The 19,846-nt window shown below is 59.3% G+C and carries 26 protein-coding genes, 1 tRNA gene and 2 pseudogenes; 13 read left to right on the plus strand and 16 right to left on the minus strand.

Going from position 1 to position 19,846, the window contains the following annotated elements:
• Window positions 1–142: 142 nt before the first annotated feature.
• The 3 genes and pseudogenes from ACR0BA_RS12660 to ACR0BA_RS12670 all read right to left on the minus strand — a co-directional run.
• A pseudogene (locus ACR0BA_RS12660) lies at window positions 143–430 on the minus strand (transposase); the annotation flags it as partial.
• 86 nt (window positions 431–516) lie between these two features.
• Window positions 517–1,452: a mechanosensitive ion channel family protein gene (locus ACR0BA_RS12665; protein WP_480728246.1), complete on the minus strand. Its 936-nt coding sequence runs from the start codon at window positions 1,450–1,452 to the stop codon at window positions 517–519.
• 61 nt (window positions 1,453–1,513) lie between these two features.
• Complete coding sequence (locus tag ACR0BA_RS12670) at window positions 1,514–2,329, minus strand: response regulator (RefSeq protein WP_480728248.1); 816 nt, start codon at window positions 2,327–2,329, stop codon at window positions 1,514–1,516.
• Window positions 2,330–2,386: 57 nt separating this feature from the next.
• Between ACR0BA_RS12670 and ACR0BA_RS12675 the strand changes: the two genes are divergently transcribed.
• From ACR0BA_RS12675 to ACR0BA_RS12690, 4 genes are read left to right on the plus strand one after another with little or no spacing between them, the layout of a single operon-like run.
• Window positions 2,387–2,611: a NepR family anti-sigma factor gene (locus tag ACR0BA_RS12675; protein ID WP_367648556.1), complete on the plus strand. Its 225-nt coding sequence runs from the start codon at window positions 2,387–2,389 to the stop codon at window positions 2,609–2,611.
• Entirely contained in the window at window positions 2,604–3,149 is a 546-nt protein-coding gene (locus ACR0BA_RS12680; protein ID WP_170360312.1) for an RNA polymerase sigma factor, read from the plus strand. The genes ACR0BA_RS12675 and ACR0BA_RS12680 overlap by 8 nt, the downstream gene beginning before the upstream one ends.
• 6 nt (window positions 3,150–3,155) lie before the next feature.
• Complete coding sequence (locus ACR0BA_RS12685) at window positions 3,156–4,916, plus strand: sensor histidine kinase (protein ID WP_480728250.1); 1,761 nt, start codon at window positions 3,156–3,158, stop codon at window positions 4,914–4,916.
• Complete coding sequence (locus ACR0BA_RS12690; protein WP_480728252.1) at window positions 4,894–6,390, plus strand: phospholipase D family protein; 1,497 nt, start codon at window positions 4,894–4,896, stop codon at window positions 6,388–6,390. The genes ACR0BA_RS12685 and ACR0BA_RS12690 overlap by 23 nt, the downstream gene beginning before the upstream one ends.
• Before the next feature lie 5 nt (window positions 6,391–6,395).
• On the opposite strand, the gene ACR0BA_RS12695 is transcribed toward ACR0BA_RS12690, so the two are convergent.
• From ACR0BA_RS12695 to ACR0BA_RS12710, 4 genes are read right to left on the minus strand one after another with little or no spacing between them, the layout of a single operon-like run.
• A complete protein-coding gene (locus tag ACR0BA_RS12695; RefSeq protein WP_480728254.1) occupies window positions 6,396–7,388 on the minus strand; it encodes an AI-2E family transporter in 993 nt (330 codons plus the stop codon).
• A 9-nt stretch (window positions 7,389–7,397) separates the two neighbouring features.
• Entirely contained in the window at window positions 7,398–8,159 is a 762-nt protein-coding gene (locus tag ACR0BA_RS12700) for a hypothetical protein (RefSeq protein ID WP_480728255.1), read from the minus strand.
• The gene (locus ACR0BA_RS12705) at window positions 8,152–8,562 is read right to left on the minus strand and encodes a phage holin family protein (RefSeq protein ID WP_480728257.1); all 411 of its coding nucleotides are present in this window, start codon (window positions 8,560–8,562) and stop codon (window positions 8,152–8,154) included. Before ACR0BA_RS12705 ends, ACR0BA_RS12700 begins: the two co-directional genes overlap by 8 nt.
• Entirely contained in the window at window positions 8,543–9,052 is a 510-nt protein-coding gene (locus ACR0BA_RS12710; RefSeq protein ID WP_480728259.1) for a hypothetical protein, read from the minus strand. Before ACR0BA_RS12710 ends, ACR0BA_RS12705 begins: the two co-directional genes overlap by 20 nt.
• A 212-nt stretch (window positions 9,053–9,264) precedes the next feature.
• On the opposite strand from ACR0BA_RS12710, the gene ACR0BA_RS12715 reads away from it, so the two are divergent.
• From ACR0BA_RS12715 to ACR0BA_RS12725, 3 genes are all read left to right on the plus strand, one after another.
• Entirely contained in the window at window positions 9,265–9,462 is a 198-nt protein-coding gene (locus tag ACR0BA_RS12715; RefSeq protein WP_170365257.1) for a CsbD family protein, read from the plus strand.
• A 92-nt stretch (window positions 9,463–9,554) separates the two neighbouring features.
• Window positions 9,555–10,175, plus strand: a complete 621-nt coding sequence (locus ACR0BA_RS12720) for a PRC-barrel domain-containing protein (RefSeq protein WP_480728261.1) — start codon at window positions 9,555–9,557, stop codon at window positions 10,173–10,175.
• Window positions 10,176–10,329: 154 nt separating this feature from the next.
• On the plus strand, window positions 10,330–10,899 hold the full coding sequence (locus ACR0BA_RS12725) for a PRC-barrel domain-containing protein (RefSeq protein ID WP_480728262.1): 570 nt from the start codon (window positions 10,330–10,332) through the stop codon (window positions 10,897–10,899).
• Between the two features lie 86 nt (window positions 10,900–10,985).
• Here ACR0BA_RS12725 and ACR0BA_RS12730 read toward each other — a convergent pair whose 3' ends face one another.
• Window positions 10,986–11,735 (minus strand): Crp/Fnr family transcriptional regulator, encoded by a 750-nt coding sequence (locus ACR0BA_RS12730; RefSeq protein WP_170373029.1) that lies wholly within the window; start codon window positions 11,733–11,735, stop codon window positions 10,986–10,988.
• Window positions 11,736–11,798: 63 nt separating this feature from the next.
• Between ACR0BA_RS12730 and ACR0BA_RS12735 the strand changes: the two genes are divergently transcribed.
• On the plus strand, window positions 11,799–12,197 hold the full coding sequence (locus ACR0BA_RS12735; RefSeq protein WP_170452354.1) for a hypothetical protein: 399 nt from the start codon (window positions 11,799–11,801) through the stop codon (window positions 12,195–12,197).
• Window positions 12,198–12,292: 95 nt separating this feature from the next.
• On the opposite strand, the gene ACR0BA_RS12740 is transcribed toward ACR0BA_RS12735, so the two are convergent.
• Window positions 12,293–12,484 carry a PLD nuclease N-terminal domain-containing protein gene (locus ACR0BA_RS12740; RefSeq protein WP_093961670.1) on the minus strand — a complete coding sequence of 64 codons (192 nt, stop codon included), beginning with the start codon at window positions 12,482–12,484 and terminating at the stop codon, window positions 12,293–12,295.
• A 187-nt stretch (window positions 12,485–12,671) separates the two neighbouring features.
• On the opposite strand from ACR0BA_RS12740, the gene ACR0BA_RS12745 reads away from it, so the two are divergent.
• On the plus strand, window positions 12,672–13,526 hold the full coding sequence (locus tag ACR0BA_RS12745) for a formate/nitrite transporter family protein (RefSeq protein WP_480728264.1): 855 nt from the start codon (window positions 12,672–12,674) through the stop codon (window positions 13,524–13,526).
• 166 nt (window positions 13,527–13,692) lie between these two features.
• Here the strand turns inward: ACR0BA_RS12745 and ACR0BA_RS12750 are convergent, their stop codons facing one another.
• A complete protein-coding gene (locus ACR0BA_RS12750) occupies window positions 13,693–13,977 on the minus strand; it encodes a DUF883 family protein (RefSeq protein ID WP_170367725.1) in 285 nt (94 codons plus the stop codon).
• A gap of 123 nt (window positions 13,978–14,100) precedes the next feature.
• Between ACR0BA_RS12750 and ACR0BA_RS12755 the strand changes: the two genes are divergently transcribed.
• The 4 genes from ACR0BA_RS12755 to ACR0BA_RS12770 all read left to right on the plus strand — a co-directional run bounded on the left by ACR0BA_RS12755 (window position 14,101) and on the right by ACR0BA_RS12770 (window position 17,008).
• Window positions 14,101–14,262, plus strand: a complete 162-nt coding sequence (locus ACR0BA_RS12755; RefSeq protein WP_170339293.1) for a DUF1328 domain-containing protein — start codon at window positions 14,101–14,103, stop codon at window positions 14,260–14,262.
• A gap of 51 nt (window positions 14,263–14,313) precedes the next feature.
• Window positions 14,314–15,939 carry an acetolactate synthase large subunit gene (locus ACR0BA_RS12760; RefSeq protein ID WP_480728266.1) on the plus strand — a complete coding sequence of 542 codons (1,626 nt, stop codon included), beginning with the start codon at window positions 14,314–14,316 and terminating at the stop codon, window positions 15,937–15,939.
• 69 nt (window positions 15,940–16,008) lie between these two features.
• Entirely contained in the window at window positions 16,009–16,509 is a 501-nt protein-coding gene (locus ACR0BA_RS12765; RefSeq protein WP_170420633.1) for a Dps family protein, read from the plus strand.
• A 124-nt stretch (window positions 16,510–16,633) separates the two neighbouring features.
• Window positions 16,634–17,008, plus strand: coding sequence for a YidH family protein (locus ACR0BA_RS12770; protein WP_260064268.1), 375 nt, complete (start codon window positions 16,634–16,636; stop codon window positions 17,006–17,008).
• On the opposite strand, the pseudogene ACR0BA_RS12775 reads toward ACR0BA_RS12770, so the two are convergent.
• The 6 genes and pseudogenes from ACR0BA_RS12775 to ACR0BA_RS12800 form a co-directional block, all read right to left on the minus strand.
• Window positions 17,005–17,268: pseudogene (locus tag ACR0BA_RS12775) on the minus strand (integrase core domain-containing protein); the annotation flags it as partial. The gene ACR0BA_RS12770 and the pseudogene ACR0BA_RS12775 sit on opposite strands and share 4 nt — an antisense overlap.
• Window positions 17,216–17,398 carry a hypothetical protein gene (locus ACR0BA_RS12780; RefSeq protein WP_480728267.1) on the minus strand — a complete coding sequence of 61 codons (183 nt, stop codon included), beginning with the start codon at window positions 17,396–17,398 and terminating at the stop codon, window positions 17,216–17,218. The gene ACR0BA_RS12780 and the pseudogene ACR0BA_RS12775, both read right to left, overlap by 53 nt.
• 19 nt (window positions 17,399–17,417) lie before the next feature.
• A complete protein-coding gene (locus ACR0BA_RS12785) occupies window positions 17,418–18,518 on the minus strand; it encodes an AAA family ATPase (protein WP_480728269.1) in 1,101 nt (366 codons plus the stop codon).
• 308 nt (window positions 18,519–18,826) lie between these two features.
• A tRNA-Arg gene (locus ACR0BA_RS12790) sits at window positions 18,827–18,903 on the minus strand.
• Between the two features lie 21 nt (window positions 18,904–18,924).
• Window positions 18,925–19,401 carry a GNAT family N-acetyltransferase gene (locus ACR0BA_RS12795; RefSeq protein WP_170436615.1) on the minus strand — a complete coding sequence of 159 codons (477 nt, stop codon included), beginning with the start codon at window positions 19,399–19,401 and terminating at the stop codon, window positions 18,925–18,927.
• Window positions 19,402–19,713, minus strand: a complete 312-nt coding sequence (locus ACR0BA_RS12800) for an ETC complex I subunit (protein WP_093963390.1) — start codon at window positions 19,711–19,713, stop codon at window positions 19,402–19,404.
• Between the last annotated feature and the right edge of the window lie 133 nt (window positions 19,714–19,846).

Consider the following 19,846-nt stretch of genomic DNA (forward strand, 5'->3'; position numbering starts at 1 on the left):
TGCTTGGTTCCGGGTTTCTGTCTCATCTCCACTCCTTGGTGGTTACGATGTGCCAGAAACCCTCTCTTATCAAATCACCCTAAACTGTCCCATTGGCGCTGACGTCAGACAGTCGAAACTGAGTTTCGACTGCCGGGCAGTGGATGAACAGGAACCTCATGGCTTTTGGCTCGCGAAGAAGGCCGTGGCCTTTTAAGATATCCCTCTCCTCCTTGAGAATGCGGTTCTCCCGCCGAAGTCGCTCGTTCTCACGGGCAAGGTCCAGCTCCTTGTCCGACACCACATCAGTGTCGCGATGCGCCGTCAGCCATTTGTTCAGCGTCGACAAGCCAACGCCCAAATCCGATGCGACCTGCCTGCGCGTCAGACCGCTCGTCAGCGCGATCCGCACCGCATCAGCACGGAATTCGTCCGTTCGTTTCGTTCCCACAGTTCATCTCCCTTGTTGCAATAAATGCTATCAAAGGAGCGGCATCAAACCGTGACAGGTCCAGCCCCCAGGTTCAACAGTCAAGGTTACTCTGCCGCGATCGCCTTCTCTTGCCGTCTCTCGACGTCTTCGATCAGCAGCGTGCGGGTCGGAAACGGAATATTGATATCGGCTTCGTCCAGTGCCTCTTTGACCTTGCGCTTCATGTCTGCCTGGTATTGGAAGTAGTCCGAAGACTTGCACCAAACGCGGACAAGAAAATCGACGCTGCTGCTGCCAAGATTGTTCACCTGGATGAACGGTTCTGGATCTGCCAGCGAACGAGCGTCCGACATGATCGTGTCGCGAATTACACGCTCGGCCTCCGCCAGGTTGACGCCGTATCCAACGCCGAACGTCCACTCGGCACGACGGGTCTCGTAGACGGAATAGTTCTTGATGGTGTTTCCCCACACCTCGGCATTGGGAACGATAACCTTGACGTTCCCCATATCCGCAATTTCGGTATAGTTCAGGGTGATGTCTTTGACGGTTCCGAGCACCCCGTTCACGTCGACGAAATCCCCGATCTTGAGTGGCCGGAACAGGATGATCATCACGCCGGCTGCAACGTTGGACAATGTGCCTTGCAGCGCAAGTCCAATGGCCAAACCCGCGGCACCGATCAGCGCGATGATCGACGTGGTCTGCACCCCGAACGTGTTCAGAATGAACAGCCCCGTAAACGCCAGAATCGTATAGCGCGCCAGATTGCCGAGAAAGTTGAACAGCGTATCATCCAGGCGTTCCGATTTTTCACCGACGCCCCGGATCTTCCGGCTGACATATCTTGAAATCACAAGCCCAAGAACCAGAAGGATCAGAGCCGCGATAGTGTTCGCGACGAGGCCAAGAAGGGCCTCGAGCGTCAGCAGGTCGCTTAGCGATTTCCCGTCATAAAGTTCGGTATTCAAAACTTGCGACAGTTCGGCCCAAACGGTGTTCGTCACGGTCTCTGCGGTCTGTGCAATCTCGTTTTCCATGCTGTTCCTCGTCGTGTCTCATCGCTTGAGTTTGGGTGTTTTGCAGCGCGGCCCAGCTGTTTCAGACCTCGATCACGGCGCTAGAGGCAAAGAACATGGCTTGGCTGACGGCCGATTTGACCTGTTCTTCGGTGTAGGGTTTGGAAATCAAAAAGGCCGGTTCGGGGCCTTTGCCCGTAAGAAGGCGCTCAGGGAAGGCGGTGATGAAAATGACGGGGCAATCGCCGTGCTGGGCAATGATGCGGTTCACCGCATCGATTCCGCTGGATTTGTCCGCCAGTTGGATGTCTGACAGGATCAAGTCGAACGGCTCGCGCTCGGCCAGGTCGATGGAGGCGGTTTCGGTGCGTGCGACCCCGGTGACCCGGTGGCCCAGGTCGGTCACCATCGTTTCAAGATCCATCGCGATGATTGCTTCGTCTTCGATGATCAAAATGCGACCGGATGTGTGGCGGGCCATCTCCTCGTAGGCGATATCGATCAGCTTCTGAGCCTCTGCGGGTTCTATCTGCATGATCGCGGCGATATCGCTGACCGAGAACTCTTCGACCGTGCGCAGCAGCAAGGCCTCGCGCGTGTTCGGCGTCAGGCGTGCCAACTGGGCGTGAGCGCGCGATTGAATGTCAGAACTGCCGCCATCGGCGTCAACGGGCATTCCCGACGTCGACCAGATACCGTGAAAAACACGAAACAACGCGACCCGCGGCGTGAGATCGGCATCGAACTGGGCGGGATCTGCAAGGATCGCTTCAAGCGATGCAGCGGCGTAGGCGTCGCCACTGTCCTGTGAGCCGGTGAGGGCACGGGCATAACGGCGCAGAAACGGCAGCAGCGGGCCAATTTGATCTGCGACGGAAACTCCGGTCAGCTCAGTCATCTATGTTTTCCTCATTTTTTTCTCTAAACTCGGGAACCAAACGCTTACTGGGGCGTTATGGTTCCAGCAAAAGAAAAAATTTTTGATGATGCCATGACAAAACCACAACCCAGCCGAGAACATCGGCCAGAAATAGAAAAGCGGATCGACGAAAACCTCAAGCGGGCTTTCGATGAGGTTGCCAGCGAACCGGTTCCGGATCGGTTCGTCGATCTTCTTGAAAAACTGCGCAATCAGACCACTGTCTCCAAAAGCGGTGAGACGGGAGGCTCGGATGGTTGATCCGCGAGAAGAGCTTGTCGAACATATTGGTGCGATGCGGGCCTTTGCGATCAGCCTGTGCCGAAACGGCGCCACTGCCGATGACATCGTGCAGGACGCATTGATCAAGGCTTGGAGCAATATCGACTCGTTCCAGGAAGGCACCAACATGCGGGCCTGGCTGTTCACCATTGTCCGGAACACCTATTTTTCCCTGCACCGCAAACGCAAGCGCGAGGTCGAGGATGTCGATGGTGTCATGGCGGAGAGCCTGTCGCAGAAGCCCGACCATGACGGACGTTTGGCCTTGAAGGATTTTGCGGTTGCTTTTGAGCAGTTGACGGATGAGCAGCGCGAAGCGTTGGTGCTGGTCGGTGCACAAGGGTTTTCCTATGAGGAGGCAGCCGAGATGTGCGGCGTCGCCCTTGGAACGATCAAAAGCCGGGTGAACCGGGCCCGCGCGCAACTGGCCGAACTGATGGATTTGGAAGATGACGAACCCATCGAATTGACCGATGCGGTAACGGCGGCAATCGTTCAGACGCAACCGGCGGCCTGACGATCAATGGATGCGAAGCCGCGCAGCCTGACCGTTTATCTTGCCGCGCTGGTCACCTTGGCGCTTCTGCCGCTAGGGCTGATTGCGGTCTTGCAGACACGCGCTGTTATTACCGAGGCCGACGAAAGATCGCGGGCCTCAGTGCTGGCGCGCACGATTGAGGCTGCCAGCCGGGAACGGGAGCTTCTGCAGAAAGCTGTTGGTGCAAGTTCGGGACTCACAGCCGCGCTTGCCGAGGGAGGCTTGGACAATGCTGCTTGTTCGGACCTCATGCGCCGGTTCGTCGAACGCCAGCCCGAGTTCGTATTTGCCGGGTTTATTCAGCCAAACGGGGTCATGGCCTGCTCGACCGTCGAGCGAGCCATCGATTTGTCGGACGCGCCCGGTTTCGGGCAGATCTCGGAAAATCCGCAGCTTACGTTTTCTGTCAATCGTGCCGGCGCGGCGACCGGGCAATCGGTGATCATCGTGACCCAGCCGGTCCTTAACAGGACCGAACTTGTGGGGTTCGTTTCCATCTCGATACCGCATGCGTTGGCGCGGACGCCCTTGGATGTTGGCAACATTGACAGCGACGTCGTCATCGCCCTTTTCGACGCGACCGGAGAAGTGCTGTCGTCAAATGTCGGCCTGGACGCGGTCCAGCAATTCCTGCCGCCCGTGCAGGAAAATCTGTTGGTTCTGTCCAGTTCCGGCAAGACCTTTTCCGCCAAGACGGTCGGAGGCGAGGATCGGGTTTTTGCAGTTGCCACCATCATTCCGGGCGAAGTTGCCGTAATCGGCAGTTGGCCGCGCGAGGCGGCTCTGGCCTCTGTTGGTGCAGGCAGTACGGCCCTGACCATTGCGTTTCCCATCCTGATGTGGGTTACCGGACTGGGAGTTGCCCTGTGGGGCCTGCATCGATTGGTGATCCGGCATCTCGACAGCTTGCGTTCCGCCGTTCGTCGCTTTGCCTTGGGCGAGCGCGACCCGATTGAAAGCCTTGCGGGCGCGCCGCAGGAGTTTCAGCAAATCCAGACTGCATTCAACCGCATGGTCTTGTTGATCCGCGAGGCTGAGGCACAGCACGAACGGGATCTTGTCGAAAAAACGCTGTTGTTGCGCGAGGTTCACCATCGTGTCAAAAACAACCTGCAACTGATCGCTTCGATCATGAACATGCATTTGCGCAAGGCTGAAACCCCCGAGGCCCGGCGCTTGCTGGAACAGTTGCAGCGTCGGGTTCGCGGCCTGGCCATGGTGCACCAGACCTTGAACCAGAACTCGCAGATGACGACGATCAACACCGAGGCTCTGATCGGGCATTTGGTGGCCGAACTGGCGCATCGACCGCCAATTCTGGGTCAGGTGGTCGAGGTCGACTGCCGGATCGCGCCGGTCGAACTGGGGCAGGATCAGGCCGTCACGCTGTCGATGCTGGTGGCCGAGGCGCTGACGAACGCGGTCAAATACGTAGGCGTTCCGCAGGACGGACCGCCGACAATTTCAGTAGAATTTACCCGACCCGAGGAGAGCACCCTGCATCTGAAAATCTCCAACACGCGCGGGCAGACGGACGACGGTGCAGATCTGTTCCACAGCGGCGGGATCGGTCAACGGCTGATGCAGGCCTTCCTCCGCCAATTGGACGGCTCCGAAACCATAACCGAGACGTCATCGCATTATGTGTATGAGGTGACGTTCGATATCGCCGAAGTAGAAGGCGATAGCGAACCACAGACCATTGCGGATGAGAGAGGCGGTGATGCCCGTGCCGCAGCAGAATGACTTTGAAGTCCTGATCACGGCCGAGCAAGCCTGGCCCGCCTTGGAAAAAGCGGTTCTGGAGGCCCGGCACCAGATCAAGGCAAGTTTTCGGATATTCGATTTCATGACACGGCTGCGAAGCGATGAGGCGCGCCGGATCGGCGATACCTGGTTTGACCTGATCGAGCATGTCATCTGCAAGGGTGTCTCGTTTCATCTGGTCATCAGCGATTTCGATCCGATCTTTGCGACCGAGTTGCACGAACTGAGCTGGCGCACCAAACGGCAGGCGGTTGCGCTTGCGGAAATCCTTGGCCCTGAACTGGCCGCGCGCTTGAGCGTTCGCGTGTCCATGCATCCCGCGCAGGCCGGCGCATTGCCTTTGGCCACGCTGTTACCCGCGGTTTTGCGAAAAAAGGCGCAGCAGATGCAGGAACTGTCCCGCGAACGACGCGAACGGCAGGCGGTAAGGCTGGGGTCGGACATGTTGCCCCGGCTTCACACCGTGTCGCACCATCAGAAAGTCGCCGTGATCGACAATGAGGTCTGCTACCTCGGCGGATTGGACTTGAACGAAAGGCGCTTTGACACGCCGGATCACGACCGTCTGGCCAAGAACACCTGGTCAGACGTTCAATTGCTGGTCCGCGGATCCGAGGCCGCCGAAGCCGCGCGCCATATCGACCGGTTCGAACATGAAATCGCAACCGGAAAACCGGACCCAAAGGCAACCCACCTGCGCCGCACCCTGTCCAGCCCACGCCGGTTTGCGTTCTGGCGGCTCTCGCCAAAGACCATCGCGCATGAGATCGAGGATGAGCACATCGCTGCCTTTCAAGCGGCGCGGCAACTTCTGCACATCGAGACCCAGTATTTCAGATCAACCCGGCTGGCCGACGCCTTGGCTGAGGTGGGCCATTCCAAGCAGGATCTGAAACTGGTGCTTGTTCTGCCAGCCTTGCCCGAGGAAGTGGCCTTTGGCGGGCATGACGGACTGGACGCGCAATACGGTTTGGACCTGCAGGCCAAATGCCTGCAGATCATCCAGCAGGGGTTCCAAAACCGGGTTTCGGTGTCGACCCCGGTCCAACCGATTTCGGCCAGTGGGGCTGATGCCAGCGCTGAAGTTCTGAGCGGGTCTCCGATCATTCACGTTCACAACAAAGTTCTGGTGGTGGATGACAGCCATGCCCTGGTCGGGTCCGCCAACCTGAACGGACGGTCTTTGCGGTGGGACACAGAGGTCGCCCTTCGGATCACCGCCCGGCAGCGGGTCGCGGTTCTGCGGCAGGCCTTGGTGGACCATTGGTGGTTCTCGGACGATCTGCGCAGACAGATCGAGCCCGATGCCACGTTCGACTGGTGGGGGCGAGAGGTTCAGGCCAACGGCGTGCGGCGCCCCGAAGCGCGCAGCGGTTTCCTGGTCCCGCATGACGCAGACGTTGCGCGCGATATGCGGCAACCTCTTCCGGGGGTAACTGAAAACATCGTCTAGGTGGTCTAGACCGGGCTCATGACCTTGGGGTGCATCAAAACACCGAACCACAGCAGGATCGGCAGCGCGACGATGGCGCCGACCGGTCCCCACAGCCAAAGCCCAAAGATGATGGCGATGAATACGACCAGCGGGTTCACCTGCAGACGTTGGCCGACGAAGGCGGGTGTTACGAATTGTGCCTCGGACAGATTGATGGCCAGGAAGATCAGGGGGGGCAACAGGGCTGCGGCTCCGCCGAACTGGGTTAAACCGGCGATCAGAAGGCCGGTCAGGATCATCAGCGGACCGAGATACAGCACAAAATTCAGAAGGCCGGCGGCCACCCCCCAGACCACGGCGTCATTGATGCCGATCAGCCCCAAGGCCACGGCCGTAACAGTCCCGAGGCCGATATTGACCAACGTCACGGCAGCGAAATAGCGATAGACCGCGCGGTCGGCCAGATACAGCCGCTCCGTCAACGGGCCGGCTGCGGCATAGAGCTCGGGTCGGGTCAAAACGAAAAAGAAGAGCGTGCCGATGAAAATCAGGATCTTTGATCCGAAATTGGGCGCCAGCCACAAGGCATCCATCACTGACGGAAGGGCGGACTCCGTTTCCGCTGCCCCATCGGCGCCGACGGTTTCCTCGATCTCGCGTCCAAGCGTTTCGATACCCCGAATGAACTCGGACATCGCGGCGACCCAAGAGCGCAACTCGCGTTTGATGGCAGGCAACTGTTCGACCAGCGTGGACAGCAATGGTTCAAGCAGAAGGAATGCCGCGACGATGACGGTGCTGGTCACGAACAGCAGTGCCGAGGCGGATATCACACGCGGGCAACCGACCTTCTCAAGCTTGTCCGCAAGCGGGGCAACCACGACCCCCAAAACCAAAGCGAAGGTGATCGGCGCAACGATCGACCGGGCCAGGAACAAAGCGGTGATGATGGCAATCCCGGTCAGGATCGCCAGCATCGCACGCAGGGCCGATGGAGAGCTGAAAGCAGTTTGCATGGTTGCGCTTCACTGACTGCGCAAAGCGTCAGAGGCCCGATCAGCGGCCTCATCCAGCCGTGCGTTGGCCGCGGCATGCAGTTTGTCCAGTTCTTCGTTCAAAACCCGTTGGGCCTGTCGCATCAGCTGATCGCGCCGATGGCCCAACAACTCGTCCTCTTTGCGGGTGTTGGGCAGCAGAGCGCCAGCCAGAATACCTACGCCCAGCGCTAATGCTCCGGCCGCCAGCGGCTGATCATGAACGAAGGTTTGCGAGGCCTTCGCCGCCTTCCGCGCACGCTTCTCGACCGCTTGCTGCGCACTGATTGCGGCCTTGCGCGCCTCGATCACCCGGGCACGGGATTGGGGGGACAGCTTGTCCAGACCACGGTCCAAGGCGGCGGACAGCACGCTGACAGATTGGCTGTGTTCAGTCATTCCGGTCATCTCCTGTTTCATGCGGCTGTCGGCGTCGGCGACACGCTGGTCAAACCCGTCGAAAGCCTGCTGCAGAGGTACGGCCTGGGGCGGGGATTGAGTTCTTTTTGCGCCAGACCCGGGACCCGCAACCAAAAGGGCTGCTCCTGCACCGAACAGAGCAAAGGCCGCCGGGTTTTTCCGGGCCACGGACCAGAGTTGCGCACCGATCTGCCCGCCATAGGCTTCGAGTGTCGATTTCGCCTCGTCGGCCAGGCGCTGCGGCGCCAGCGTATCCGACAGAGCATTCAGCGAGCGCGCAAGGGCGCTGCGTTCATATGCGATCTGCGTTTCAAGGGGTGTCAGGTCAGACATGGGTCGACTCCTTCATCGCTTCGATGTCGCGCTGCAGGTTTTTCATGGCTTGCTCGGGGACCAGCGCGGTGGCGGACATGCGGGACCGGCCAAAAAGCGCGAGGCACGCAGCAGCCAGTGTCAAGCCCGCGCCAACAAGCAACGAGGCCATACCCACCGACAATCCATTGGCGGCGATATACGCGACCAGGGCTGTGGCCATGAGGTTCAGCGCGATCATCAACAGGATCAGAGCAATGCCAATGCAGGCCAGCCCGACGCCCGCTCTCGTCAGGTTTCGGGACAACTCTTCCTTGGCAAGCTTCGCCTCAGCTTGAAGCAAACTCGAGAGATGTTTGAGCGCGTTTGCCAATAGCCCCGGTGCCGATCGCAGATCGTTGGGGTTATGCATTGCGGCCACCATTCATCCGCGCCAGCGCGCTGGTGTGGCCCGACGTATCGACCGAGGTCCCATGCAGCGGCGACGGATCAATATCCCAAGGATCGGCCCCAAAAGATGCGGATTGAGCCGCGCCCGTATTGCGCGCGCTCAGAAAACGTGCTGCGGCAAACCCGGCCAAGGCAGCCGACCCGACGAACAACAGCGGGTTTTCCCGGGCGAAATCAGATACCTTTCGGCTCACATTGGCCAAATCGGCAGAGCGCACTTGCCCGGCAACGGCCTCCATGTTGTCGGCAATCCTCGACAGGACCTGATGCTGCACAGATTGGTCGGGAAATGCATCGGCAGCTGCGTCGGCTGCATGGGCGGCGCTCTCCGCCTCCTGCGCTGCGCTGTCTTTCAGGGCTTCGGCCCGGGCCGAGGCCTCGGCGGTCACGGTGTCCTTGACCTTGTCGGCCAGATCTTGGGCATGGGCTTTTGCCTTCTCCGTGGTCTCAGTTCGACGTGGCATGGTTCGATCTCCTGTGTTGAGGTCTCAAGCCCCCAACGCATGGCCGGCGAGATTGTTCCCAAGACCAGTTCGAACGCCACGGTGGACCCAGTTCGGATACCGTCAGATCGCCCTTGCACGTTGTCAGTTGCAGAAAAAACGCCGGCGCCCGGAACCAGCTCGCGTTTGGCGCGTTTCACTGACAGCGACGAAGCAATCGAAAGGAAATTACGATGAACTGGGACCAAATTCTTGGACGCTGGACCGAATTCAAAGGCAAGCTGATCGAGCGTTTCGGCGAGTTGACTGATGATGAAATCGAACAAGCGCGCGGCGATCGCGAGCAACTGGAAGGCATCATCCAGAAGAAATACGGAGACTCGAAAGAAGACGTTCGGGAAATCGTGGATCGCCTGATGAAGGACATGTAGCCCAAAGGTGGATGCACATATCGCGTGGGGTGGCGTCAAACCAATGGCGCCACACACTCCCAGGATAGACACCAAAGGCAATCATCGAGACTATGAAACTGTCTGACCTCATCAACACGCCCGTTGTCTCAGCTGGAACCGACCACGCAATTGGTCGTGTTTCCGATATCGCCATCCGCGCTGGGCAAACCGAGCTGGAGTACGTCTTGGTCAATCTGAGCGTGACCGGGGGGAGTTACCCGGTGGCGTTCACGGCCGATACGCTCGATTTTGGCGCAAGCGAGATAGAGTGCGCGTTCTCCCAACAACAATTGGATCACCTTCGTCAGCGCAAAGAAGATGAAGATCCCCTTGCAGTGGACATCGAAGGCCTGCCGCCCCTGGTCGTAGGGCCGTTCGGAAACGCGATTGCACCGGTTGTGATGGGGGCGGTCCTGAATGACGCCCTCCGCCAACGCCCCCAACCCACGCCACCCGGTAGCAACTTCCGATGGTTTACGAAGTTGCAGGGCAACCCCGTGTTTGACGTGACTGGTGAGTTGGGCAGATTCAAGGATATTGAGTTCGACCCTGACACCAAGACTCTGCGGTTTCTCCTGATCGACGCGCGACCAGGTATCCTGAGTTTTCCATTCGCCGAGTTGCGCAATATTCCCGACGACGAACACTACATGGTTCTATCCAGGTCTTCCGACCCGCTGCACCCGGTCTGAGTATCTGGACACAACTTGTCAAACCGCGCAGATGCGCGGTTTTTTCTTTTTAAAACAAATATTTTTGCATTTTTCTGGGAACAAGTCGCGGCGTCATTCGTTTGTTCAACAAGACCGCGGGAAATGCGGTCAGAACAGACCAAAGGAGTGAGCTATGAAACGTTTTCTGACCACAACTTCGATCGTTCTGGTGATGTCGGCATCGGCCTACGCAGAAAGCTCGAATGTCGAAGAAGTCGGCAAGAACCTGGAAGAGGCAGCCGAGGCAGCCGGTGATGCGCTGTCCAATACCGCGCAGGATATCAAGAACGCTGCGCAGAACACGGCGGAAGACGTCGACCAGGCAGCCGAAGCTACCGGTGAGTACATCAGCGAAAAAGCCGGACAGATGGCCGATGCGGTTGATCCAACCACCATCGACATCGAGGGTTATGTCCCCGTTGCCCAAGGCACGATCCCGGCCGAAGACCTGACCGGCATGCGCGTCTATGACGTCTCGCAAGAGTGGATCGGCGAGATCGAAGAGGTCGTGGTAGACATGGACGGATCGGTCGATGGTGCCGTGATCGGCGTCGGCGGGTTCCTCGGCTTGGGGGAAAAGGATGTTCTGATCGATTTCTCGCGCGTGTCGCTGATGCGTGAAGTCGATGGTGATACCACCTATGCCTTCGTTCACGCGGACAAGGAGATGCTGAAGGACATGCCGGACTACGAAGGGTCGTAAACGGCTCCTCAGTCGCAAAGCATGTGATCAAGCCGCCGGCCGATTTTTCGGTCGGCGGTTCTTTAATTCCCGTCCATCCGCCGCGATCAGATCAGCGGTCGTGGAACGGCCTCGGTGATTTCGACCAAGCCAAGCTCGGCCAGACCCTCAAGATCGTTGATCTGCAGCACATTGTTGGACCACTCGGCCAGGCCCAGATCCTTCAGCCGGCGCAGGGTCTTGTTCGTGTGAACCAGCGACAAGCCCAACGCATCCGCAAGATCCTGCTGCCGGTAGGGCAGCGGACACCGCAAGCCTTTGGCCAATCCGACGGCCTGCGACCTTGTGTAGAAGCGGTGCAGGCTCCACGCGATCTTCTCGATCGCGCCGCGCTGGCCAACGGTTGTCAGGGCGTCGCCCAGGAAATGCTCTTCGACGGCTGCCAGGAATGTAAGGTCAAAGGCCCGATCAGGCTGGTTCTGATATAACTCGAACAGCCGAGAGCGATTGAAAACGCACAGCCGCATCGCGGTTGTCGCTTCGACCGAGTGCCGCATCTCGCCCATGACCCCAGCCTGCAACCCGACCAGATCGCCTGGAAGCACAAAGCCGATGACCTGCCTGCGACCGTTTTCCAGCGTTTTGTAACGAACGCCCATCCCGCTCAGAACCGTGAACAGATGCGCGGATTTCGCACCCTCGATGAACAGCTGTGTTCCGGGTTCGGCCTGCATCTCGCCGGTTTTGAACCCCTGCATGAACCGCAGGTCGTCTCCCGAGAACGGCAGGAAGACATCCATCTGCCTCAGCGGACAGTCCGCACATGCGATCAGAGAAATTTTTCGTTTCTGTGTCATAGTTTATTGCGGCGCTGCGGGATTGCCCTACGGTGGCATCGAACAGATTTCAGGATGGTATTTATGGAAGCCTCTTCCCGCAGCGTAGCAGATGTTTTAATTGTTACGGAAAACTTTATCGAAGCAGCGGACATCAGTGACGCCATCCCCGGAGTTTCGCCCGATCGCATTGTCCATATCCGCGAGCTGCACGCGGGCGGGCATTTCTGGCAGGACCCCGAATTCGCCCCGGCCCTGAGCGTTCTGAGCTATCGCAGAAGTGAGACGTCATTTGACGCCGTCGCGCGGCTGTTGGTTGAACGCGGCAGTGCACTGTTGCTGCTGGACCCGTCCCCCGAGGTGCAAGCGCAATTTGAATGCGCGGCTCTGATACGGCCTTTCACGGCCGCAGATCTTGCACGCAAGATCGCATCCATCGATTTCAGTGGGAACGGCTTGAAGGTCGGTTCAGATCCTGGGTGAGTCGGCGCAGGGCGCATTGTGCCCCCAATATCCTTGAACGAAAAAAGCGCGGCCGATGCCGCGCTTTGATTTTGTACTAACAAATTTCGAACTGATCAGATCGCGCTGCGCGCGGCCTTCGGGCCAAAGATCAGCCAGCAGATGAATCCGATGACCGGAAGCAACAGAACGAAAAGGACCCACAGGATTTTCGCACCGGTCGTCGCAGACGAACCGATGATCGAGATTATGGCCCAGATCGACAAAACCAGGACGATCAGACCGCCAATGCCATATACTTCCACCATACCGAAGTTCCTTTCGAATTACGTGTCGTTGTTCCTACGAGGAAACAACGCGATAGGTAGCCGAAAGTTCCCGACAAAGATCTGGGCGTGATCCCAGTTCTTTCAGAAGGTTTGAGGAACTTTGTACCTGACGGAACCAAAACGACCGGCAGAACGTTGGGTTTGAAGGTCGATACATGGGGTCAAAATGTCCGATAAAAACAAAGCGCCGCGAAAAGATCTTGTCGAGAAAGAAAGTGAGCGCGAAGCGGTCGAAGAAGCGTCCGGCCTGTCTCCGCGCCTGATATTCGAGACCATCCGCCAAAACGGCGACGAGGAACTGGACCGCCCGACCAAAGCGTTGTTCTGGTCCGGGATTGCCGCAGGCGTGCTGATCAGCTTTTCGGTGCTCGGCGAAGCGATCTTGCGAGCACATCTGCCCGAAACCAGCGGGCGCTTTCTGATCGAGAACCTGGGCTATTCCCTCGGCTTTGTCCTGGTCATTTTGGGGCGGATGCAGCTGTTCACCGAAAACACGATTACGACTGTGGTTCCAGCCATGATAAATCCGTCCGTTGCCTGCTTCACCAAAACCGCGAGGCTGTGGGCAATCGTACTGGGTGCCAATGTGCTGGGGGCGTTTGCGATATCTGCCTTCCTGATCCATACGCCGGTGTTGTCGCCCCAGCTCGTCTCGGTCATCAACGACCTGAGCCACCACGCCACCGGCATGGGCGCCTGGGTTGGCTTTCTGCGCGGAATACCGGCGGGAATCCTAATTGCGGCGATCGTTTGGATGCTGCCTTCGGCACAGAACAACGAGGTGCTGGTCATCGTCATCTTCACTTGGATGATTGCGGCCGGTGACTTTACCCACGTCGTTGCCGGATCGGTGGAAATGGCGGTTCTGATGCTTCAGGGGCAGTTGCCAGTAGGCGCAGCCGTTTTCAGCTTTTTCCTACCCGTTCTCGCCGGCAACATCATCGGAGGAACCGCTGTCTTCACGATGCTGGCCTACGCCCAGATCAAACCCGAAATAGAAGAAGACCCAAAGCGCGGCTGAGGCGCTTTGGGTCGTTGGGATGGCGGGCTGGTTGGCGTGGCAGTGACGAATAGCGCTGTCAGCGATTCCTGATGAAAAACCAGATCAGTAGACCGGCCAAACCCAAGCCGAGCATGGCCGGCAATACGTATTCGATGCCCATATCGGTCGCGGTGTACCGCGTGTTCTAACCGCGGTCCGCCTTGCGCAACGCGAGGCCCAGCAGGACACCCACGCCCAACGCTCCGACCATTGCCAAGCCCGGGTTCTCGCGCACGAATGCGGCACTTTTCTCGGATGTCTGTGTCAGCTGCTTTTGCGCCTCGTCGCGCGCCGTCTTCAACGTGTCACGCGTTGCGGTTACGCCATCTTCCAACGCTGATTTTGCCTCCTTGGCCACTTCGTCGATCCGCGCCGCCATCTCGACATGCGGAGTGTCCTGAGGGGCCTTCTTCGCCGTTTTCTGTGTCATGTCAGATCTCCTTTCATCGACCCAACGCGGGCGGTCGCCAAAGGTTCCACCAAAATGATCCGGAACGAATCTGGGGTTCCAAGCGTTGACCCGTCAGTAGTCACAAAAATGAAAGGAAATCCCATGTTGTCTTGGGCGCTGATCTTTTTCGCACTTGCTATCGTTGCTGGCATCTTCGGGTTTGGCGGCATCGCATCGGCCTCGGCCGGTATCGCACAGGTCCTTTTCGTGATCTTTCTGGTCCTGTTCATCGGTTCGCTGATCTTGCGGCTGATCCGTGGGTAAACTCCGGCGCATCCGCACTCCCTGAAACCGTACCCCGAGGTTCAAAGCCCCATGAAAGATGCCGTCCATACCCAAACCGCCGCCGAATTGCTGATTGCCTGCCTCGAGGCCAACGGCGTGACCTGTGCATTCGGTGTTCCGGGTGAGGAAACAACCGATCTGATCGCCGCAATCGACCAGTCGAGCATCGACTTCGTCCTGTGCCGGCACGAGCAGTCGGCGGCGTTGATGGCATCGGTTCACGGTCGATTGACGGGGAACCCGGCGGTTTGCCTTTCGACGCTTGGACCTGGAGCGACCAACCTTGTCACCGGTGTGGCTGACGCTACGCTTGACCATGTGCCGCTGATCGCCCTCACGGGACAGGGGGCGCGGTCCACGCTGGGCCGCGAAAGCCATCAGATCATCGATCTCGAAGCACTCTTCGCGCCAGTCACCAAGTTGAGCCGAACGCTGATGGTTGCGGATGAAATCCCCCAAGTCGTGGCCGAGGCCGTGCGATTGAGCAAGCTCGACAAACCCGGAGCCGTCCATCTTTCCCTGCCCGAAGATCTGGCCGAGGTCCCGATTCTGGCCGAACCTTTCGTGGCGCCGCCGCCAGCCGAGGTGCGACCGGCGGCCGATGCGGTCATCCGTTCCGCGCGCCTGCTGGCCGAGGCGAAAAAGCCCTTGATCCTTGCGGGACACGGGGTGATCCGATCCGGCACCGCAAGCGACGTTCGGGCACTTGCGGAAAGCCTTTCTGCCCCGGTCGTCACGACATTCATGGCCAAAGGCGTTTTGCCTCCGGGGCACCCGCTCTCGCTGCATTCGATCGGTCAGCCGGGCAAGGAGTTGGCGTCTGAAGCCTTCGACCTGTGCGACCTGATCATTGCCATCGGGTTTGACCCGGTTGAATATCCACCCTCGAACATTTCGATAGGCGGTAAGAAGCCGGTTCTCGAGATCTCGGACGTGGCCTCGACTGTTGATGTGGACTGGCCGGTAAAGGCCGCTCTGACCGGGGATCTTCCGCACTGCATCGACGTTCTGGCCAAGGCCACGGCCGCACGACCCACGCAAAGCTGGTTCAAAGGTCTCCAGCGGAGGATTGGCGCCTCGCTGGAGGGTGGACCAACAGCTACCGATGCCGCCTGCGTCGCGCCGTCGGACATTTGTCAGGCGATTTCCGAAACGCTTCGCGAAAGCGACGTTCTGTTGTCTGGCGTGGGCCTGCACAAACTTTGGGTCGCCAGCAAGGTTCAAGCACGCCGAGCGGGTCAAATCATCATTCCAAACGGCCTGGCCGGTATGGGCCTTGCGCTGCCCGGAGCGATCGAGGCTGCCCGCCTGTTGGACGAGGGTCGGGTGATCGCCGTTTGCGGTGATGGGGACTTTCTGATGAACGTTCAGGAGATGGAGACGGCGGCCCGGTTGTGCGTGCCCGTGACTGTTCTGGTCTGGGAAGACAACGGCTATGGTCTGATCGACGAAAAACAGCCAGGTGCGCGCGAGTTTTCCTTCGGCAACCCCGATTGGGAGTCGCTGGCCCGATCCTTTGGCTGGGTCTACCACGACATCGAAAGCCACAGCAAACTTGCTCCTGCGCTGCAGGCGGCGGCTGACGTCGCCGTTCCGACCTTGCTGCGGGTGTCGGTCGACTATTCGGCTGATGGCGGGATGCCCACTGTCACCTGATTTTTTCGCCGAAAGTGGAACCAAATCCGCCTTTGGGCGTTTCTTCCCCAGTAGAAAAAAGGAGTTGTCATGACCGACGCATTGAACGTTGTCCCGAACGAAAACCCCGTTTCGACTGGCGTGCGCGACACCGCGCCCTTGGCGAAGGGTCTGGCTGATGTTTTGGCCGACACCTACCGGCTGACCTTCAAGACACATGCATATCACTGGAACGTGGAAGGCCCGCTGTTCTATTCGATCCACAAGTTGACCGAAGAACAGTACGAAAACATGTTCGCCGCCGCTGATGAGATCGCGGAACGCATTCGCGCGCTGGGCCATCTGGCGCCCTCGCGGATGTCCGACATCCTGGATTTCTCGGCCATCAAGGATCGCGAAGGGGACCTGTCCGCCGCCGAAATGATCGAAGATCTGGCTGCTGATCACGAGCGGGTGGCGCACCGCCTGCACGCCCTGACCGAGCTTGCAGGAAGCCGCAAAGACGTCGTGACGGAAGATCTGGCGACCGAACGTTCGGCATTTCATGAGCAGGCAGCTTGGATGCTGCGGGCGATCTCGAAATCAAGCTGACGGGGTGACCGGGCGCGTGTGTCGTTTTGCGACCCAACTGTGCGCGTCTTAGGTCTTGCGCAGGCTTGCCGAAAAACCGGCAAGCCTGCACATTCCGATCTGGCGGCCAGTCCAAAGGGCGACAATGTCTGACAAAAGCACGAAAAGCCAAAACTTGGCCGAGGAGCGGACCGACTGGGCCGAAGACCGCACCATTTTGGCAAATGAGCGCACATTTGCGGGATGGATGAGAACCGGAATGGCATGCGTGGCCATTGCCCTTGGCCTAAAGGCCGTATTTTCCGCCGTCGAGCCCGAGTGGCTGGCGAAAGCCGCAGCCACTCTTTTTGTGTTGATCTCCTTGCTGATCTATTGGGGAGCCTGGATGAACGCCCGCCGCGTATATTCCCGATTGGAAGCGCACAGCGCTCAACCGGCCTCCCGCTTCCACTTGCAATTGGTTGTTGGAAGCCTGTCCCTCGGATCAATCGCATGTTGTCTCGTGTTGTGGCTTGTCTAAATGAGGCGCCTGGCGTGCCCCCATCGGGTGGTACGGTTTGATAGTTGGTGTATCATCAGACTCTGGTCCACCGGCACGATGCATTCTGGCGCGAGCGGACAGTAGCCCAGTGAGCTGTGTGGCCTGACGGTATTGTAGTGGACACGCTAGTACTCGATCAGAATTCTGGCTTCCTTTAAGCCGTAGAATAGCTCGCCGTTGCGCAGTTCATCGCGGAACCGTGCGTTGAAGCTTTCGCAGCAGCCGTTTTCCCAAGGTGAGCACATCGGCCTCCCACAGGATGTCCTCGAACCCCCAGGCCTTGATCGGATCGAGCCCATGGCGCTGATAGCGGTCGAAATGCAGGTCGCCAAGAACCACGGGGGGGCCGGTCTGGTACGGAATGGTCACATGGGTCAGGGCGGTGTCTTCAATGCAGCAAGGGGCGCATCGCCAGCGTCTCGGCGCGGTCGAGCATCCGGGCGACGGAGCGCAGGCTTGGGCGGCTCTGCCTGACGGCACCGGTCTCGAAGATGGCGGCAAGGGCGTCGAAAGCAGGCGCGGGAAGGTTCCGCCGCGCGGCTTCGGTCATGGCGAAGTCCCTTAGCTGCCCCGTGGTCAGATCCGGCAGGTCCAGCACCACGCAGCGGCTTTGAAACGGTTCCGGCAGGCCCTGCCTGCTGTTCGCCGTCATCACCCAGTTGACCCAGGACATGTCCATCTTGACCTGGAAGAACGGGCATTCCCAGGTTGCTGCCGTCATCCGCTCCAGCTGCGGCAGGAGCGCGTCCGTCAGCGTGTGCCGCGTGCCTTTGTTGGAGTGGACCTCGTCGGCTTTCTCTATCTCGTCGATGATCACCAGAGGTCCGGCATGCCGGCTGTTCAAGACCGTGTTGACCAGCTTGCCCGCGTGGGCGCTGCCCCAGCCGCGCTGGGATCCGGTGAGCGCGAAGGACGCCGGCTCGCCCGTTGCGTCAATCTTGGTCGCGGGCACCTCCAGATGATGGGCCAGCCGCCGGGCCCAAAAGCTCTTGCCGATGCCGGGCGGGCCGATAAGGACGAGCGGCGTGAAACGGACACCGGGCAGGCCCTCGCGCGCCGAGGCCCGCAGCCCGTGCCAGACGGCTTCGCTGGCGGGCGCCATCCAGGGCATCTCGGCGTGGAGCGCGGCGGCGATCTCATCCGCCTCGTGTTCGGTGGTGATGCGGGTGACCGGCAGCCCGCCACGCAAGGGCGTCAGCTTGGCGCGGTTCTCCTCGCTGAGATGAGACAGGCCGGACAGGGCGTCCAGCCGCTGCACGTACCGGTGCGCGCGACGCCGGATCTTCCGTCGCTCGGCCTCATTCAGATAGTCGAAGAACTGATCCATCTTGTCACGGCCGTCTTCATCGTCACCGGTCTGGGCCGCCTGGCGTTGCCTGCGGAGGCCGCGCAGAAATGTCTTCAGGCGCCGCTCGACCTCGTGCAGCGTCGGCAGGTCGTCTTCGAAACGCAGCGCATGAAATGGAATCGTGGTGGTGGCACGGGGCATGGCAGAATCCTTTCGTGGCGTGACAGGGCTTGCCGCGCCAGTGTCCGCACCGCCGGGGCCGGCGGGCTGATGGGTATGAAAGGTTCCGGAACCTGTGGAACGATTGGGGAACATCTAACATGCTGCGTGTCAATGCATCCTGGTTGGGTTGCGCCATCGAACCCGGCCGGAATGAACAAACAGCCACACGACACACAAGTTGTTGAAAGAACTGCGCTAAAAGGAAGCTAGATTCGAGTGCAATTCAAAAAAGCCGTTTTTTGTCGCAAAAACGGACTTTGGATGTCGAACGTCATAGGATCAGGAACTGGCGATCCCGGAAGGACTCGAACCCTCAACCTGCTGATTAGAAGTCAGCTGCTCTATCCAGTTGAGCTACGGGACCGCTGGGCCCTTCTTGATCGGTTTAGGGCCGGGGTTCAAGAGCCAAGCGCATGAACGCGCTGTTGGGATCGTCCCGATACCCAAAGATCGGACCGCAATAGCTGTATCCCAACGCTTCATAGAGTTTGCGTGCGGCGTCGTACTCGGCCAGATGGGCAGCGCCGGTTTCCAGAACCAGAGCAGAGATTCCGTCGGCGCGTGCGCATTCGGCCAGGTGGTTCATCATCGTCCGCGCCAAACCGCGCCCACGTGCTTTGGCCAGGATATGGACCGACTTCACCTCGGCCGTCCCGTCCGGCAAAGCCTTCAATGCGCCGCACCCCACAGGCTCGTCGTCGTCAAACAGGGCCCAGAACCGAATACCCGGCCCAGAGAGCGCCTCGGCATCCATCGTGTGATTGCTTTCGGCGGGTCCCGCGGTTTCGCTGTGCGCGAAATGCGCCTCGACCACCGGCCGCAGGGCAGCCGAAGTCGGATCCGCTTCGCGGATGTCAATCATTCAGTGGGTCCAGGGACCGCGGCGGTCTGTTGCAAAATTCTCGCCATACCCGCGCTGGCGCAGGTTGGGTTTGCGCTTGTGCGGTTCGCTGACCAGAACTTCGATGCCATGATCCTTGGCATAGTCCAACGCTTCTTCCTTGGTGTCGAACTTCAGGCGAACCTGGGATTGCGTGTCAGAAGACGATGTCCAGCCCATCAGCGGATCAACCTCGCGCGCCGACGCAGGCGCGAATTCCAAAACCCATTTGCGGGTCTTGGCCATACCCGACGTCATCGCATTTCTTGCAGGCTGGTAAATCCGTGCGCGCATGTCGCCTCTCCATACTCGGTTGGTCGCGACCGTTTATGCGTCAGAGTGCGGGCGGGGACAAGATTGCAAATGCCGCAGGGCCATGCAAATGACCGGCGCTGCAGGGGTTGCATGCGGACAAAATAAGAACAAA

Source organism: Ruegeria sp. CI5 (assembly GCF_056536885.1).